Source organism: Sphingopyxis sp., from assembly GCF_035998965.1.
Classification (GTDB): domain Bacteria; phylum Pseudomonadota; class Alphaproteobacteria; order Sphingomonadales; family Sphingomonadaceae; genus Sphingopyxis.
In genome coordinates, this window is sequence record NZ_DASYHE010000033.1 from 26,734 (window position 1) to 42,642 (window position 15,909).

General features: G+C 64.2%; 13 protein-coding genes. All 13 read left to right on the forward strand.

What is annotated here, in order from left to right:
- Position 1: 1 nt before the first annotated feature.
- Entirely contained in the window at positions 2–2,254 is a 2,253-nt protein-coding gene (locus VGN68_RS04460; protein WP_327474262.1) for a hypothetical protein, read from the forward strand.
- Between the two features lie 104 nt (positions 2,255–2,358).
- The gene (locus tag VGN68_RS04465) at positions 2,359–3,114 is read left to right on the forward strand and encodes a sialate O-acetylesterase (protein ID WP_327474264.1); all 756 of its coding nucleotides are present in this window, start codon (positions 2,359–2,361) and stop codon (positions 3,112–3,114) included.
- 87 nt (positions 3,115–3,201) lie between these two features.
- A complete protein-coding gene (locus tag VGN68_RS04470) occupies positions 3,202–3,798 on the forward strand; it encodes a head-tail connector protein (RefSeq protein ID WP_327474266.1) in 597 nt (198 codons plus the stop codon).
- Positions 3,795–4,181 (forward strand): head-tail adaptor protein, encoded by a 387-nt coding sequence (locus tag VGN68_RS04475; protein WP_327474268.1) that lies wholly within the window; start codon positions 3,795–3,797, stop codon positions 4,179–4,181. The genes VGN68_RS04470 and VGN68_RS04475 overlap by 4 nt, the downstream gene beginning before the upstream one ends.
- Complete coding sequence (locus VGN68_RS04480; RefSeq protein WP_327474270.1) at positions 4,181–4,717, forward strand: HK97 gp10 family phage protein; 537 nt, start codon at positions 4,181–4,183, stop codon at positions 4,715–4,717. Before VGN68_RS04475 ends, VGN68_RS04480 begins: the two co-directional genes overlap by 1 nt.
- On the forward strand, positions 4,714–5,115 hold the full coding sequence (locus VGN68_RS04485) for a hypothetical protein (RefSeq protein WP_327474272.1): 402 nt from the start codon (positions 4,714–4,716) through the stop codon (positions 5,113–5,115). The genes VGN68_RS04480 and VGN68_RS04485 overlap by 4 nt, the downstream gene beginning before the upstream one ends.
- Before the next feature lie 14 nt (positions 5,116–5,129).
- Positions 5,130–5,327: a hypothetical protein gene (locus VGN68_RS04490; protein ID WP_327474274.1), complete on the forward strand. Its 198-nt coding sequence runs from the start codon at positions 5,130–5,132 to the stop codon at positions 5,325–5,327.
- A gap of 67 nt (positions 5,328–5,394) precedes the next feature.
- Positions 5,395–5,844 (forward strand): hypothetical protein, encoded by a 450-nt coding sequence (locus tag VGN68_RS04495; RefSeq protein WP_327474276.1) that lies wholly within the window; start codon positions 5,395–5,397, stop codon positions 5,842–5,844.
- A gap of 98 nt (positions 5,845–5,942) precedes the next feature.
- Positions 5,943–6,350 (forward strand): hypothetical protein, encoded by a 408-nt coding sequence (locus VGN68_RS04500; RefSeq protein WP_327474278.1) that lies wholly within the window; start codon positions 5,943–5,945, stop codon positions 6,348–6,350.
- 17 nt (positions 6,351–6,367) lie between these two features.
- Positions 6,368–6,781 (forward strand): phage tail assembly chaperone, encoded by a 414-nt coding sequence (locus tag VGN68_RS04505; RefSeq protein WP_327474280.1) that lies wholly within the window; start codon positions 6,368–6,370, stop codon positions 6,779–6,781.
- A gap of 12 nt (positions 6,782–6,793) precedes the next feature.
- Entirely contained in the window at positions 6,794–11,668 is a 4,875-nt protein-coding gene (locus VGN68_RS04510) for a hypothetical protein (protein ID WP_327474283.1), read from the forward strand.
- The gene (locus tag VGN68_RS04515) at positions 11,665–15,351 is read left to right on the forward strand and encodes a hypothetical protein (protein ID WP_327474285.1); all 3,687 of its coding nucleotides are present in this window, start codon (positions 11,665–11,667) and stop codon (positions 15,349–15,351) included. Before VGN68_RS04510 ends, VGN68_RS04515 begins: the two co-directional genes overlap by 4 nt.
- Complete coding sequence (locus VGN68_RS04520) at positions 15,348–15,887, forward strand: DUF4376 domain-containing protein (protein ID WP_327474287.1); 540 nt, start codon at positions 15,348–15,350, stop codon at positions 15,885–15,887. Before VGN68_RS04515 ends, VGN68_RS04520 begins: the two co-directional genes overlap by 4 nt.
- The last annotated feature ends 22 nt before the right edge of the window (positions 15,888–15,909 follow it).

A 15,909-nucleotide genomic window follows, 5' to 3' on the forward strand; every position in this document is an offset into this window, starting at 1 on the left:
GATGTTCGCGCTGCCTGGACAGTCTTTGATCACTCGTGGCGGGCGGCGGGTTGCCACTGGCGGCACCTCCGAGCCGCCCATAGAATTTATCGCCCCGACATATTCGGAAAACTTCAACGCCATTGCCAACGGGACCCGCCTGTTCGGCCCCGGCGACCCAAGCGCCAATTATGGGCTCGGCACCGGAAACCCCGGCCATTTGGGCTGGTCTGCATTGGGAACCGGCACAGTAAACCCGGGCAGGTTCAACGCCATTGTTCACGACGGAGCGATCAGATCGCGCACGGCAAATTACTGGGGCGACAGCGAAGCCAATTCCTTCCTGCTTTCGCCGGGAACTCAATCTGGTGACCAATACATCACCGCCGACCTGCCGGTTGCGTCGAACACGCGCGCGGAGGTCTGCCTTCTTGGGGTAAACTATCTCAATCGACTGGCGCTGCTGAATAATAACGGAGCTTCGATCACGCTGAAGCGGGTGGTCAGCGGTTCATCAACCAATGTTATCAGCGTTGCAGCCGGTGCAACATCGCGAAAGCTGGGCGGGCAATTTAACGGCACACCCAAGCTATTTCGCGATGCTAACGACAGTCGGTTCACGACGATTGTTGTGACGGACGGCGGCAACAAAAGGGCTTTTCAGCGGCGAGGTCTGGGATTTCCTATCGGTGACCCGCTTGGTGTCGTCTTTACGGACCCAGGCGGGACGAATTTTGGTGTCCCGAATTATGACGCCAATTTCAATCCGGTTTCATCTATCGAAGTCGGTCCTGTTTCGACCACGATCATCGTCGATGAAACGGCTATCAAGGGCTTCTACCCCAAGAAGCGCGCTTCCGCCGGGGCCGCGATCAACACCGGCAGCGCTCGCATTACCTTTGCGTTCAGCTACCTCGGTGCTGCACCCACGCGCATGTTCTGGGGCTTGGTCAACACCGAAACAGGTGCCGAGGTCAAGGCATTGGCGCGCGTTGCCTTAGCCGATCAGACTATTGGCGGAGGTGTCGGCACTATCACTGTTGATGTTCCGATCGGTTTGGCTGGCCGAAAAGCCTACGGCATCAGGCTGGTGCCAGCCGGAGCGGATGGCAAAGCGAACCTTGGTGCGTCGGTTTGCAGCATCAAGCATTTCTATGTGTCGCTCAACGCTGGTCTAATCGGTCAGAGCAATTCGGGCGGAATGGTGCTGTCGGCATTGAGCGGCGACTGGCCGGACTTCGAAGGCTCAATCGTATACGAAAAAGCTGATCCGCCCGCCATGCCGCCGACTTCGACTTTCTTCAACGAAACCACGGGGTACTGGAACAGCACGAGCGAAAGCACAGTCGCTCGCTGCATCGCCCGGCTTGGCGATGCGTTGTCGGCATATTGGGACATTCCGGTTTCGTTTGAGGTACTGGCGATTGCAGCGCGCGGCGCCGCGGCGCTTGGCCCGACGAGCGAAGACTGGACCTATATCCAGAATCATCACGCCTATGCCGGTGGTGCCTACGATCTCCTCATTCTCTTTCAGGGTGAAAACGAGCACGTTTCCGGGGGCGACCTGTGGGATGATCGATGGATCGTCAATCTTGCCGAATATCAGGCGCCCTACATGCACGGGCAGCCCCCCGGCACGGTAATTCCAGTATTCTACGGGATCACCGGTTATCGATCTTCTGGCAGTGCAGAGCCCGGTTGGGCCGCATCGCAACGCGCGCTTTATGCCAGTCAAGAGAACCTTCAATCACAGGCCAATGTGCATCTGGCGTTCAACACCCTCGGGTGCAAGCGGGCGTCGGGGGACGAGGTCCACTACGAGAAATCGATCACCAACGGCTATGGCGAAATGGTCCGCCGGATCGAAAAGTCGATCCTCGGCTACTTCAACGGCACGGCGCTGATCGGTAAAGGGCCGTTCGTAACCGGCGCGACCAAGGTCAGCGCCAGCCTGATCGAGGTCGATTATGATCTCAATGGCGCGTCGTCGCTGGTCGCTCGCAACGGCGGCGATTATACGTCAGCAGCCGATGGCAACGCGCTGACATCGTGGGAAGCGTCGAACGACAATTTTGCAACATCGATCACGCTCACGGGCGCGCAGATTGTCGGCAACAAGGTGCATCTGTCATCCGCTGCTGGCTTCACCGGCACCGTGAAAATCCGCAATCTGTCGGGCGATTTGCCGAACGCATCTTCGTGGGTGCACGGTCTTTACGCCGATGACAGTTACATCGGCTCGCTGCAAATCCTGTCGTCTGTGACGGCCGTTTGATGCAGTGGCGCGCTGCCTTGATGGCGTGGGGGTTGGTCGCGGTGCTGGCGGTGCTCTAGCCGCCAGATGTTGATGCATCGCACCGGCGTTGATATTCGAACGGGATGAAGCGAACAATCATTCTCACGGCCGCGCTGCTGGTGTTCGCGCTGATCTCGGTGCGGGGATGGGAACATACGGTCACTGCGCTTCCTCAAATCGAAGCGAAATGCCCCGAAGGCACCGATGCAATTCTGGTGATCGGCCAGTCTCACGCGTCAAACACCGGGCCGAAACGTCATATTTCATGGTCTCGATCATATTCTTTTGACGGCGGCGCGTGCTATTATCTCCGCGATCCCATGCCAGGCACCGCTGGCGAAGGGGGATCGATATGGCCCAAGTTCGCCGAGTTTTTGCGCAAACCAGTCGTTATTTCGAACCTCGCAATTTCTGGCTCGGCTATATCCCAGTGGACCGCAGACACTCAGCGCGCGAAAATTCGGCAAGCTATCACCGATTTGGACCGATCGGGCTTTCCTGACCCCCTGATCATTTGGATGCAGGGCGAAACAGATGCTGCAAAATCGACCGATACCACGACGTACCATGCAGAGCTGACCAAGCTATTTGCGACCGCGCCGAAGCACCGCTGGCTGATCATGCGCGAGAGCGTCTGCTATGGAAAGCAGACAAAGTGGAAGCCGCTCGATGAAGCCCGAGATCAACTAGCTGCCGAAAATCCCAATGTCACGATAGGGCCGGACCTTGACCTGTTGCCGCTGCCCCTGCGCCAGCGCGACAAATGCCATCTGACTGCCGAAGGTCAGGAAGTGCTGGCACGGCAGATTGCCGCCGCGGCCGCGCCCATACTTCGATAGGTGTCCGGCGCTTGGCGCCGGTGCCCCTCGCTTCCCAGCTGATTGTTCCACCCGGACGCTGCTCCGGCCTTCCGATGGGAGTTAGCGATGATCGCACTCTACCTCGCGACGATCCTTGCCGCGCCCGAAGTCGACCCCGGACCATCGGTCGAACCGATCACGCTCGCCGAAGCGAAGAAGCACCTGCGCGTCGATTCCAGCGCCGACAACGCGCTGATCGAAGACGCGATCGTGTCGTCACGCGAGTGGGTGGAGGGCTATACCGGGCTGCTGCTGACGCGCCGCGTCGTCACCGAGCGGATCAGCGCCTTCGCCGACCATACCAAGCTGCGCGCCTGGCCGATCGCTGCGGGCCAGCCGCTGACGCTGGTCTATCGCGACACCGCGGGCGTCACGCAGGCTATTGCCGACGCGCAGATGAGCGCGGCGAGCCGTCCTGCGCGAATCTATCCCGCTGCCGCTGCCCGCTGGCCATCGCCTCATACCGTGTTCGGCGACATCGAGGTCACCCTTACCGCGGGCTTTGCCAATCCGGCCGACGTGCCGATGATCCTGAAGCGCGCCATGCTGACCATGCTGACCGCCTTCTATGAGGATCGCGAGGGCGGCGAGATGTTCGCAGCCTCTGAAAAGGCCGCCATGGCGCTGTGCAACCGCGGCAACCACCGCCGGCGCACGCTATGAAGGACACCCGCTCGCTGGCGAGCCGCCTTAGAGACCGGATCCGCATAGAGCGGCCCGTAGCAGACGACAGCCTCGACGGCGCCGGTTCCGGCGCGTGGGAGCTGGTGCAGGACGGGGTCGCAGCCGAGATCGAGGATATGCTGCCCAGCCGGGGCGAGCGCATCGCGAACGGCATCAACGTCACCGCCGGGCCAGCCCGCGTGCGCGTCAGGTACCGCACCGACATCACGTCGAGCATGCGCGTGGTCGAGATCCTGTCCGACGGAAACGGCAACGATATGGACGGCCGGATCCTGCAGATCGTTACCCGGCCGGCCAAGCTGGGGCGCGAGGCGCTGGAGTTCATGGTCGAGAATTACAGCACGGCCGGAAATACGGCCTGATGCCCACGGTCCGCGGCAAGCAGGCGGTGAGACAGTTCATCGCCGGCATCCCGGCCGAGATGGAAACCAAGGTTCTGCGAGGCGCGGCGCGCGCCGCTGCGACCGTCGTTGCCGAAGAAGCGAAAGACCGAACGAACTCGAGCGAGATCCGCGGCGCGATCAAGGTCGCCACGAAGCGCGAAGACGGTCGGATGATCGCGAAGGTGCAGGTCGTGGGCCGCGGAGCGTATCTGGCGCCCTGGGCAGAGTATGGCACGGCGCCGCACTTCATCAGCGTTGACGAAAGCCAGCGCGGCGGGCGCAGTGTTTCGCGCATCAACCGCCAGGTCGCCGAGCAAGGTGGCAATCGGTCGCTGGTAATCGGCGGCACCTTCGTCGGATCGACTGTATGGCACCCCGGCGCGCGACCGCATCCGTTCCTGCGGCCCGCGCTCGACGTCAAGGAAGCCGAGGCGATCGCCGCGGCGCAGGCGTACATCAACACCCGCGTGACCCGTGCCGGCATCATTGGCGGCCCGGGAGGAGATGCCGAATGATCACGGGCGCAAAGATCATCGGCGCGCTGCTCCGAGATTATCCAGACCTGGTCGCGAAGGTGCCGGTTCCGAACATCAAACCCGGCGCCCTGCCCGACGATGCGGACCTTCCCGCCCTACTGATCAGGCGCATCAGCAAGAGGCGCACGAACGCGCCGTTGAAGCCAGGCGCCACGGCCCGCCGGGTTGAGCGGATATCGGTGACGGTGCGGGCGGGGAATTACCGCGACCAGGACGACATCATCACGATGGTCGAGGCCTTTTGCACCGGGAAGACCGGCGACATCGGCGGAGGCCTGCGGGTGTCGATCCTCGACGCGGGCACCGGGCCCGATCTGCGCGGCCCGGGCAACAGCTTCGAGGCGACGCAAGATTTCCGCGTCAGTTACGACGCATAATCAGGAGAAAAGCAGTGAGTGACGAAAAGAAGAAAGGCTTTGTGCCGACGCGCTTCAAGGATGCCGGCACCGGCGAGATCTTCGAGGGCGGCAAGGAACATTCGTTCGATCCCGGCGCGTATCAGAACTATCTGGCCGCCGGCCTGATCGGCGATCGCCCCGCTGCGAAGGGCAAGGCTGACGCAGCCGATGCGAGCAAGCCCGCCGCTTAACCCCATTCCGCCCGTCCGGGCCGAATAACCGCCGGCACCGTCCGGCTCGCCTCATGGAGAAAATGACATGACTTCGACTACCGCGGCGGGCTCGACGCTCGCCATTTCGGCTGCCCATCCTGCAACCCAGAATGAGGCTGGCTATGAAGCACTGACCTATACCGAGATCGGTCAGATCGAGAAGATCGGCGCTTTCGGTGCGACCTTCAACAAGGTGGAATTCACCCCGCTGAAGGGTCCGAAACAGAAGCATAAGGGTTCGGTCGACTATGGCTCGCTGCAGCCGACCATGGCGCATGACGATGAAGACGCGGGTCAGACCCTGCTCCGCACCGCCGGCGCCGACGCCACCTCGACGCTCTATTCGTTCGAGGTCACCCTCGCCGATGGCGCGAAGCGTTATTTTGAGGGCCGCGTCTTCGGTTATCCGGAGAGCGTCGACGGCGCCGACACCATCCTGATGGCGACGCCGACGATCGAAATCGACACCGCCGTCGTCAAGGTCGCTGCACCCTAACCACCTCCCGGCGTGAGCCGGTTCCCTGGCATCGGCCCGCCCGCCGTCGCGGTCGCGCGGGCGGGTCGGTGCATCCTTACCGCGAAAGGTCAAATATCATGGACGCAACTGCATTGAAGGCTGCCGCAACCGGCGCCATCCACGTCAAGAACGCCTCGGGCGAACCCCTGTTCGACGGCGACAAGCCGGTCCGCATCATCGTGCACAGCCCCGGCAGCCGGGCCTTTGGCACGGTGAAGTCGCGGCAGACGGCGCGCGCGCTCAAGCGCATGAACGAAAACGAGGGCAAGATCACCGCCCCGACGGCCGACGAAGCGCGGCTCGAGGTCGCCGAGGATCTGGCACTGGTGACGATCGCGTTCGAAAACCTGACCTATGGGGACAAGGTCGGCGCCGAGCTGTTTGAGGCGTTCTACGCCGATCCCGAGCTGGGCTACATCACCAACCAGGTCACGAAGCATCTGGCCGACTGGGGAAACTTTCGGCCCGGGTCGTCGGTGAGCTGACCCTCTACATCCGGCAGATGGCGTGGCTCTATGCCGTGCCGAAGCCGGCGAAGGGATCGAAGCGGGCCGAGGCGAAGGTCGAGGTGCCGCAGATCTCGCGGCGGGATCGAATGAAAAAGGACGGCATCGAACCTGCGATGCCGTCCAACCCGCTGCCTCATGTCGTCGAATGGCTGATCGACATGGGGATCACCGAAGCGACCGGAATGGGCCCGGCGCCGCTGTCATGGCGCGAAATCGACGCCTGGCAGCGCAGCACAGCCATCGAGCTGTCGCCGTGGGAGGCCGGAGTGATCCGTAAGCTCTCCGTTGCCTACATGAGCGAGTCGGCCAAGGCCGAGAGCGAGAATTGCCCTGCACCCTGGCATGCCAAGGCGTCGCAGCGCGAGATCGACGCCGCGAATGCGCGGCTCCGGATGGTTCTGGGATAGAGGGGCGTTTCGATGAACGACGGCACGCCTACCCTTGAGGTCGGTTTCGCGATCGACACCGGCAGCTCCTACGACGCGCTGCTCGAGCTTCAGAAGATCATGGATTCGACCGAGGCTCAAATCGTCCGCGATGCCGCAGCGATCGAGCGCGCGACGTCGGGCATGCTGGATCTGGGCGGCGCCACGGCGTCGATGCGCAGCTTCGGCAGCGCAGCGACGCGTGAGGCGCAGCTCGCGGCGCGCGAGCTCAACCGGGTCGAGCGAGCTGGCGAGGCGCTGTCGCGCCAGCTCGAGCGCGATGCATCGACCATGGGCAAGACGCGGGCCGAGATCCGCGCGATGAAGGTCGACGCCGCAGCGCTGGCTGCGGAGCAACAGGGCCTTACCGAACTGTCGGGCCGCCTGCGCGCGCAGGAAGCCGCTTTGCAGGCCGCTGCGCAGCAAACCGCTGCCGCGATGAACGCCGAGGCCAGCGCCACGGCGCGCGCGGCGCGCGAGCATGCAGAGCTAGCTGCCCGCGTGCGCGGGTCGCAGGCCGCGATGGAGGCCGACGCTGCCGCCGCCGAGCGGCTGCGCATGTCGACCGACCCGCTCTATGCCGCGACCAGCCGCTTGAACGCAGAAATCGCCGAGAGCACGCGGCTTTATCAGGTCGGCGCCACGGCACCGGCGGAATATGCGCGGCAGCAGGAAGTGCTGGTCGGGCGTCTGCGCGACGTCGAGCAGCAGCACGCCGTCGTGAACCGCAGCATGGGCACCGCGGGAGCGACAGGCCGCCTCGCCGGGCATCACATGCAGAACCTTGCGTTCCAGTTTCAGGATCTTGGCGTCCAGATGGTCGCCGCCGCCGGGAGTTCGGCGCCGCTGAAAATGACCTTCATGGCGTTGATGCAGCAGGGCGCGCAGATCCAAGGCATCATGGCGCAGGCCGGAGTCGGGATCCGCGCCGTCGGCGCGGCGTTCCTCGCGATGTCGCGCGACATATTGGTCGCTGCGGCCACGAATCCGATCATCCTTGGCATCGCTGCTGTCATCGGCACCTTTGCCGGCGCGGTGAAGCTCCTCCAGAACGCGGCGAACAGCAGCGCTGATATGGAAGAATATGCTCGCTCGCTGGGCCTGACCGCCAAGGAAATCCGAAACCTCGAAAATGTGACGGTCACCTGGGGCGATACGGCGAAGGCCGTGTTTCAGGTCGCGGGCCGCGCGATCTGGGATTCGATCGGGCCGTCGGTTTCGAGCGTCTGGTCGGTGATGAAAGAATGGACGAGCTGGATCTTCACCGGGGTGAAGGGCGCGGTCAACTTCATGATCGGCGGCTTCGTCGGGGCGTATAACGTCATCACGAAACAGTGGGAGGCATTCCCCGCCGCGATCGGCGACGTGTTCTTTAGCGCGGTGAATTCGGCGATCACCGCCATCAACCAGCTGATCGCCAAGGCAATCGAGGGCATGAACTATGTCGCGTCGCAGGCGAACCGCATCCTGCCCGAGGCGCTGCAGATCCCGCAGCTCGACGCGCCGCAAATCTCGCAGGTCAATAATCAGTACGCCGGCGCCTACGCCAAATTCGGCAAAACTGCGCGCGCCCAGATGAACAAGGCGATGGGGGTCGACTATCTCGGTCGCATCGGGGGTGCGATCAGTGACCAGGCCGCTCAGAACGCCCGCGATCGCATCCGCGCGCAGGCCGAGGAAAAGGGCTATCTCGATCCCGAAAGCGGCTCGAATGCCGGGAACGATCGCGCAGCGCGTCTCGCGCGCGAAGCCGAGGCCGTCGAGGCACAGATTCGCAACCTCTACGCGCTGGCCGATGCCTACAAGGTGTCGGGCGCTGCGGCGCTGATCGCCGAGGCGCGCGTGAAGGCGGAATCGGACGCGATCAAGAAACGCGGCGACATCGAGGAAATGGTCAACCGGCAGGTGCGCCTGGCGATCGCCGAGCGCGTGTCGAGCGCTGCCAAGTCGACCGCCGCGATGCGCGAGCAGGCCGCGATCCAGGAAGAGGCGAACGCGCTGGTCGCAGCGGGGAACGTGACGGCCGAGCGCGCCGCCGAACTGGTCAAGGATCAGATCGCCGACCTACCCCTCCTCGCCGCCGCACAGGCCGCGCAGCAGCGTGGGCTGGCCGAGGAGGCTCGCAAGGCCATGGACGCTCTTGCCGACCAGCAGGCGGAGCGCGAGCGCATGCGGCAGGCCGAGGAAGCCGCTCAATTCAACCGCGACACCGGCGCGGGCGCGAACCGCCTTGCCGAGCTGCGCGAGGAACTGCGCCTGATCGGCGCGACCAATGCGGAGCGCGTCGAGGCGCTGGCGCTGCTGAAGGCGACGCAGGAAGCCGAGGCCAAGTTCAGCGACCCGTCGCGCCGCGAAGCCTATATTGCGCAGCAGATCGAAATCGCCGCCGCGACCGAGGCGAGCGCCGCGGCGCAGCGCGATCTGAACGACGCTCTCAGCTTCACGGCCGACAAATGGGACTTGATCGCGCAGAACGTCCAGAACGCCGCCTCTGGGCTGTCTGACGCGTTCGGCGACGTCGGGGCGGCGCTGGGCGACGTCACCGCCATCTATGCCAATTTCCGGGCGCAGGAAGAGCGCGCAGCCGAGATCCACCGCGCCAATATGGCGGCGCAGACAAGCGACGCGGGCCGCCAGCGCGAAATCGCCAAATTCCAGCTCGCGACGTCAACGGCGCAGGTCGGGCTGTACGGCGATATGGCGTCGGCGGCGAAGGGCTTCTTCAAGGAAAAGAGCGCGGGCTACAAAGCCCTGATGACGGCCGAGAAGGTGTTCCGCGCCTTCGAGTTCGCCATGTCGGTGAAGGCGATCGTGCAGGATATCGCCGAGACGGTATCGTCGGTATCGAACAGCGCGGCGCGCGCCACCGCTGCCGGGGCCGAGGGCATCGCCGCCCAGGCAAAGCTGCCCTTCCCCTACAACATCGCTGCGATGGCCGCGACGGGTGCCGCGCTTGTCGCCGCCGGCATCGCGCTCCTGGGCGGGTCGGGCGGCGGTAGCGGTACCGCGCCGCAGACCAACGCCGGGACCGGCACCGTGCTGGGCGACAGCTCCGCGCAGAGCGAGAGCATCAAGAACAGCATCGACGCTCTGAAAGAGGTCGACACGCTGATGCTGAACTATTCCCGCCAGATGGCGGCGTCGCTGCGCAGCATCGAAAGCCAGATCGGCGGCTTTGCCAGCCTGATCGTGCGCGACGCAGGCGGGATCACCGACGGCGGCGGCATCGCCGAAGGCTTCAAGACATCCGGCATCGGTTCGGTACTGAGCAAGATCCCGCTAATCGGTGGTATCCTGGGCGGCCTGTTCGGGACGAAGACGACGCTGCTCGGCAGCGGCCTGTCGGCAGGGGCGCAGACGCTGGGCGACATTCTCACCAGCGGCTTCCAAGCCGAGCTATTTTCCACGGTCCAGAAAAAGAAGAAGTTCCTTGGCTTCACGACCAGCAACAAGACGTCGACCACCTTCTCCGCCGCCGATCCAACGCTCGAAAACCAGTTCGCCCTGATCCTGCGCGAGTTCAACAACGCGATCGTTGCGGCCGCCGGGCCACTCGGCGCGGCGACGACCGATATCCAGCAGCGTCTGAACGGTTTCGTCGTCAACCTGGGCAAGATCGATCTGAAGGGCCTGACCGGCGCCGAGATCGAGGAGAAGCTGACCGCGGTCTTCGGCGCGGCGGCCGACAACATGGCGCGCGCCGCCTTCCCCGGCATGGAGCGCTTCCAGCGCGCCGGCGAAGGCCTGTTCGAAACCATCGTGCGCGTGGCGTCGGTGGCCGAATCGGTGACCGCGGCGTTCACGCTGCTCGGCCAGGCCGCGACGGGCATGAGCCTCGACGCCAAGGTCGCGCTGGCGGATCAGTTCGATAGCATTTCGGACCTGTCGAACGCGGTCGATAGCTATTTCTCGGCGTTTTACACCCGCGAGGAGCAGGCCGCGGCGCGCACCGCCCAGATGGCTTCGGTGTTTCAGAGCCTTAACCTGACGATGCCCACGACGCTGGCCGGGTTCCGCCAGCTGGTCGAGGCGCAGAACCTCAACACTGCGGCGGGCCAAGCGGCCTATGCCACCCTGCTCCAGCTCGCCCCGGCCTTCGCCGAATTGCAGGCCGCGATGTCGGGCGCGAAGAGCGCGGCCGATATCGCGACCGAGCGACAGGATCTCGAACGCCAGCTGCTCGAGCTGCGCGGCGACACCGCGGCGCTGCGCGCGCTGCAGCTCGCCAAGCTCGACGCGAGTAACCGCGCCCTGCAGCAAGAGATCTGGGCCATTCAGGACGCGCAGGCCGCGGCCAAGGCCGCCGACGAGCTGCGCAAGGCGTGGGCGTCGGTGGGCGATTCGATTATGGATGAAGTTCGCCGGATCCGCGGTCTCTCCGATGCGGGGGGCGGCAACAGCTTCGCCCAGCTGCAGGGTCAGTTCAACGCCGCGACTGACGCGGCGCGCGGCGGTGATATGGACGCGGCGAAGAGCCTGCCCGGCCTGTCGAAAGCCCTGCTCGATGCCGCGTCGGCCGCTGCGACCAGCCGACAGGAGCTCGACCGGATCCGGGCGCAGATAGCGGCCAGCCTTGAAGCCACGAACGGTCTGATCGGCGCGATCAGCGGCAGCCCTGCCGCGACCAACGCCGCGCTGCTGAATGCCGGCGCCAACAGCCAGCCCGAAACCCTCGCCGTGAATGACAATAACGCCGAGGCCGCGGCCCGGTTCGAGGATCTGCGCGCGGAAACGGAGCAGATGCGCCGCGACCTGACCGCCGCGCTGGCGACGATCGCGGCCAACACGGGGCGCGTGGCGAAAAAGATGGATGACGTCACCAGCCAGTCCGGCGGCGACGCGATCGCTACGGTGAGCGCCGCGGCATGAAGGTAATTGCGCCGGGCGACATCGAGATCGAACTGGGGACGCTCGAGGCCGCGCCGTCGATCGGCATCATCGATTACAGCCGCCGCGTTACCGATGATTTCGGCGTGACGACGGTGGTGCCTCGCAGTTTCGCGCGGCGCATGTCTGTGCGGCTCGCCCTGCCCTTCGAGGATGTCGATGCGCTGCAGCGCGCCCTTGCCGACCTGCGCGCCGTTCCGGCGCAATGGGTCGCGGATGAAGACTTTACCTGGCTGAACTTCGAGGGGTTTTACAAGGATTTCAGCATCGATCTTGCGGTGCCGCCGATCAGCTATTGCACCCTGACCGTCGAAGGGCTGGCCGAGACCGAGGCCGGGACGGACAGCGGTACCGATCCGGCGCCGAACGGGGGCGCGTCGACGCTGCTGCTGGTGCAGCCCGTGGCGGTCACCACCGCGATGCTGGTGGCGCACAACGTCCCTGAAACCGACTATCCGGAATGGTCGGGCGCCACGTCCTACCCTCTTGGCGGACGCGTGATCAAAGCCGCGACGCACCGGATCTATGAAAGCGCGGTCGAGGGCAACATCGCCGATGATCCCGCCGGCACGTCTGGGCGCTGGATCGATGTCGGCCCGACCAACCGCTGGGCCATGTTCGACCAGGCGCTCGGCACGGTAACCACGCGCAATGACGGGATGGCGGTGACCATCAATCCGGGCGCGGTCGATTCGGTCGCGCTGCTCGACGTGATCGGCTCCACGGTACGGGTGCAAGCCACGGGCTATGACGAAATGGTCGCGGTCGGACCCGGGCCAATCACCTTCCTGGACCTGCCCGGGACGGGCGGCAACATCACGGTCACGGTGAGCGGATCCGGTCCGGTATCGGTCGGCACCTTGCTGGTCGGCACGCTGGTCACTCTGGGCGTCACCGGGGAATCGCCCACGGCCAGCATCGATGATTTCAGCCGCAAGGATGTCGACGAATTCGGCGAGGTGACCGTCGTGCCGCGCGCCTGGGCGAAGCGCATGAGCACCCGCGCGCTGATCCGCACCGAGGCGCTTGACGACGTCGCGAACCGCATCGCATCGGTGCGCGCCGTGCCGTCGCTCTGGATCGCCGACGACGGCACCGACAGCCTGACGCTCTACGGTTTCTTCAAGGATTTCAGCATCGAGGTCGGCGAGAATGTCAGCACGCTATTGCTGACCGTCGAGGGCCTTTCGCAGGCGACGCCGCTAGCCGACCCGTTCGAAGGCTCCTCGATCATCGAAAAGACGATCTGGAAGCGGAGCGCGGCGGCGCCAGCAACACCGACCGGGGGCAGCTTCGACTTTACCACGCAGGTCACGACGCCGCCGGCCGGGTGGAGCGCGACGATTCCGGCCGGGTCAGATCCGGCCTATTCCGCCACCGCGATCGCATTCAAGCCGGGCATGGGCGGCAGCGCCGATTTCGGGGCATGGTCGGAGCCGGTGCTGACGATCGCCAACGGCGCCGATGGTGCGCCCGGCACGGACGGCACGGACGGAATCGACGGGGTCACGCTGTACACCTGGTACGCCTATGCCGACGCGCCAGACGGCACATTCAACTTCACCACCGGCAATCCGGGCAATCGCGTCTATCAGGGCATCGCGACAGGTAAGACGACGGCGACCGAAAGCACCAACCCCGCCGATTATGCCTGGTCGCAGTATGCGGGGCCGCCAAATTTTGGGCTTGCAGCGATAAACACGCAGCTGGCGGGAGCAAAGATCCAGAAGACGGGCGGGACACCTGGTCTATGGGATGCATCGATCCATTCTACCGAGAGCTATACCGGCGGCGCCTCGGTCAGCTTTGTCGTTGATTATATCGATGTTTTCATGGTCGGGCTCAACACCGATCCGACGACCGATGCGAACTACACGTCGTTGGATTTTGCAATTTATGTGCAAGGCGGGTCAAGTGTTCTCGTTTTCGAGAATGGCGCGAATGTCGGCGGAGTCTATCCCGCCGCGGCGGTCGGCGATGTCTTCACCTTAACCTACAACAATAAGACAGTCGTCTATTCGAAAAATGGCGCTCCCTTCTTCACCAACAATTCGCCTGCGCCGGATCTGGCGCTCTTTCTCGATTCGTCCTTTATTAACAAGCCCAGCGTTCCCTTTGGCCGCATCCTGTCATTCACCGCCGCGGGCACCGCAGGCAACGACGGAGCGCCAGGCGCGCCAGGCACGGCTGGCGCTCCCGGCGCTCCCGGCGCTCCCGGTGTCACCTATTACACCTGGTACGCCTATGCCGACGCGCCGGACGGCACCTTCAACTTCACGACCGGCAGCCCCGGCACTCGGGTCTATCAAGGCGTCGCCACGGGCAAAACGACCGCAACGGAAAGCACCAACCCCGCTGATTATGTCTGGTCGCCCTATGTCGGCCCCCCGAATTTCGGTCTCACCGCACTCAACAGCAACGCGATCGTCGCGGCCAACAAACTGATCAAGGTCGCGGGCGGTTCGTCGTGGAACGCCAGCATCCATTCGACCGAGAGCTACAAGGGCGGCGCGACGGTCAGCTTCGTCGTGGACAGCGGCCCGCATAGCTTCATGGTCGGCCTCAACACCGACCCGACGACCGATGCCAGCTATCTCAGCATGGATTTCGCGATCTACATCGCTGGGACCACGCTGCAGGTTTATGAAAGCGGCGGGCTGTCGCACAGCCTGTTCGGGTTCGTCGCGCTCAACGATCGGTTCGCGGTCACCTATAACGGCAAATCGGTCACTTATTCGAAGAACGGCACCATCTTTTACACTAGCGCGGTCGCGGTGCCGGCCGACCTGGTGCTGTTCCTCGACACCAGTTTCCTGACCAGCGGTGTGCAGTTCGGCAAGATCCTAGCATTCACCGCGGTCGGCCCGGCCGGGACCGACGGAAATCCTGGAGCGGACGGCGTCAACGGCCGCTCGCTCGACATCGCCAAACCCGTCCTGCAAATCCTCGCCGACTATGACGGCACGATCAAAGCGGGTCAGCTTCCGGTCACCTGCAAGGCCACCTTCACCGATGGCGGGACCGACGTCTCGGCCACCACGACTTGGGGCAAGACCGATAACAATACGACATCCTCCATCGGCTCAAGCGGGCTGGTGACGATCACCGCGGTGGCGGGCAACGGTTACGTCGACGTCACCGGCACTTATAGCGGCACGCCCATCACCAAGCGCATAGCCGTCGAAATCGTCAAAGACACTGCGCCGCCCCAATCGGGTACATCGATCACGACGAGCAACATCGGCGGGAATATCGGCACGACGACGATGCCGACGGCGCCCACCAGCAACGTGGTGACGATGGGGACGGACGCGTCGGGTTCGCTGCAAGGCGTTCTGGCGTCGCGCTATCAGGTCACGGAGGCGGCTTATTCCGCTGGCCGTACTGTCACCATGAAGGGGCAACTGTTCTATCGGCTGGCGGGCAGCGGAGGATCGTGGAGCACCTTTTCCGGGGGCGTCGTGACCGGGGGATCGTCCGGCGCCACATGGACCATTCCCGACGGCGAGTTGAACAAGGTCGAGGGCCAGCTCAACATCAGCCAGAGCCAGACGGGCTTGTCCGCAAACACCAACTACGAGGTCGGCTGCGCAATCGTGAAGAGCAGCGGCAGCGGGACCGCGCTCGATTATATTTTCGGCACGCTCACGGTGAACCAGCTGTGACGAAGGTCGCGATCGTCCGGACTTCTGATGGCGAAGTCATCCTAAATTGCATCAATAGCGCCGATGCTGAGCACTACGACCTTGCTGGTTGTGAGCTGGTCGAGCTTGACGGGATTGCGCTCGAGCTGGCCGAGCAAGGTTTTCCGCTCAACTATAGCGATGGCCAGTTGCAGCCCCCGCTCGACTTGCTGCGAGCCCGCGCACGTCAGCGGATCAACACCGAGCGCGAGGCGCGTAAGGATGCTGGCTGCGACACTGCAATTGGCCGCGTCGACAGCGACCCGGCGAGCCGCGCCAATGTCACCGGCGCCGCAACCGCCGCGATGATCGCGCAGGCCGCAGCCGCTCCGTTCGAGATCAATTGGACCCTCGCCGACAACAGCACGGTCGCGCTCGATGCGCCGTCGACGATCGGCATGGGGCTGGCCGTGCTGGCGCACGTTTCTGCGGTGCACGACGAGGCCACGGCGCTGAAGACCGCGATCGATGCTGCCGAGACCGCCGAAGACATCGCGGCCGTCGCCTGGCCGATCTGAACCCCGTTTAACCCGAAGGAGA

What these genes read in the sequence shown, in the direction of transcription:
- VGN68_RS04510 (WP_327474283.1), top strand. Translation starts at nt 6,794, where the DNA reads ATGAACGACGGCACGCCTACCCTTGAGGTCGGTTTCGCGATCGACACC.
- VGN68_RS04495 (WP_327474276.1), top strand. Translation starts at nt 5,395, where the DNA reads ATGACTTCGACTACCGCGGCGGGCTCGACGCTCGCCATTTCGGCTGCC.
- VGN68_RS04485 (WP_327474272.1), top strand. Translation starts at nt 4,714, where the DNA reads ATGATCACGGGCGCAAAGATCATCGGCGCGCTGCTCCGAGATTATCCA.
- VGN68_RS04460 (WP_327474262.1), top strand. Translation starts at nt 2, where the DNA reads ATGTTCGCGCTGCCTGGACAGTCTTTGATCACTCGTGGCGGGCGGCGG.
- VGN68_RS04475 (WP_327474268.1), top strand. Translation starts at nt 3,795, where the DNA reads ATGAAGGACACCCGCTCGCTGGCGAGCCGCCTTAGAGACCGGATCCGC.
- VGN68_RS04480 (WP_327474270.1), top strand. Translation starts at nt 4,181, where the DNA reads ATGCCCACGGTCCGCGGCAAGCAGGCGGTGAGACAGTTCATCGCCGGC.
- VGN68_RS04515 (WP_327474285.1), top strand. Translation starts at nt 11,665, where the DNA reads ATGAAGGTAATTGCGCCGGGCGACATCGAGATCGAACTGGGGACGCTC.
- VGN68_RS04500 (WP_327474278.1), top strand. Translation starts at nt 5,943, where the DNA reads ATGGACGCAACTGCATTGAAGGCTGCCGCAACCGGCGCCATCCACGTC.
- VGN68_RS04505 (WP_327474280.1), top strand. Translation starts at nt 6,368, where the DNA reads ATGGCGTGGCTCTATGCCGTGCCGAAGCCGGCGAAGGGATCGAAGCGG.
- VGN68_RS04470 (WP_327474266.1), top strand. Translation starts at nt 3,202, where the DNA reads ATGATCGCACTCTACCTCGCGACGATCCTTGCCGCGCCCGAAGTCGAC.
- VGN68_RS04465 (WP_327474264.1), top strand. Translation starts at nt 2,359, where the DNA reads ATGAAGCGAACAATCATTCTCACGGCCGCGCTGCTGGTGTTCGCGCTG.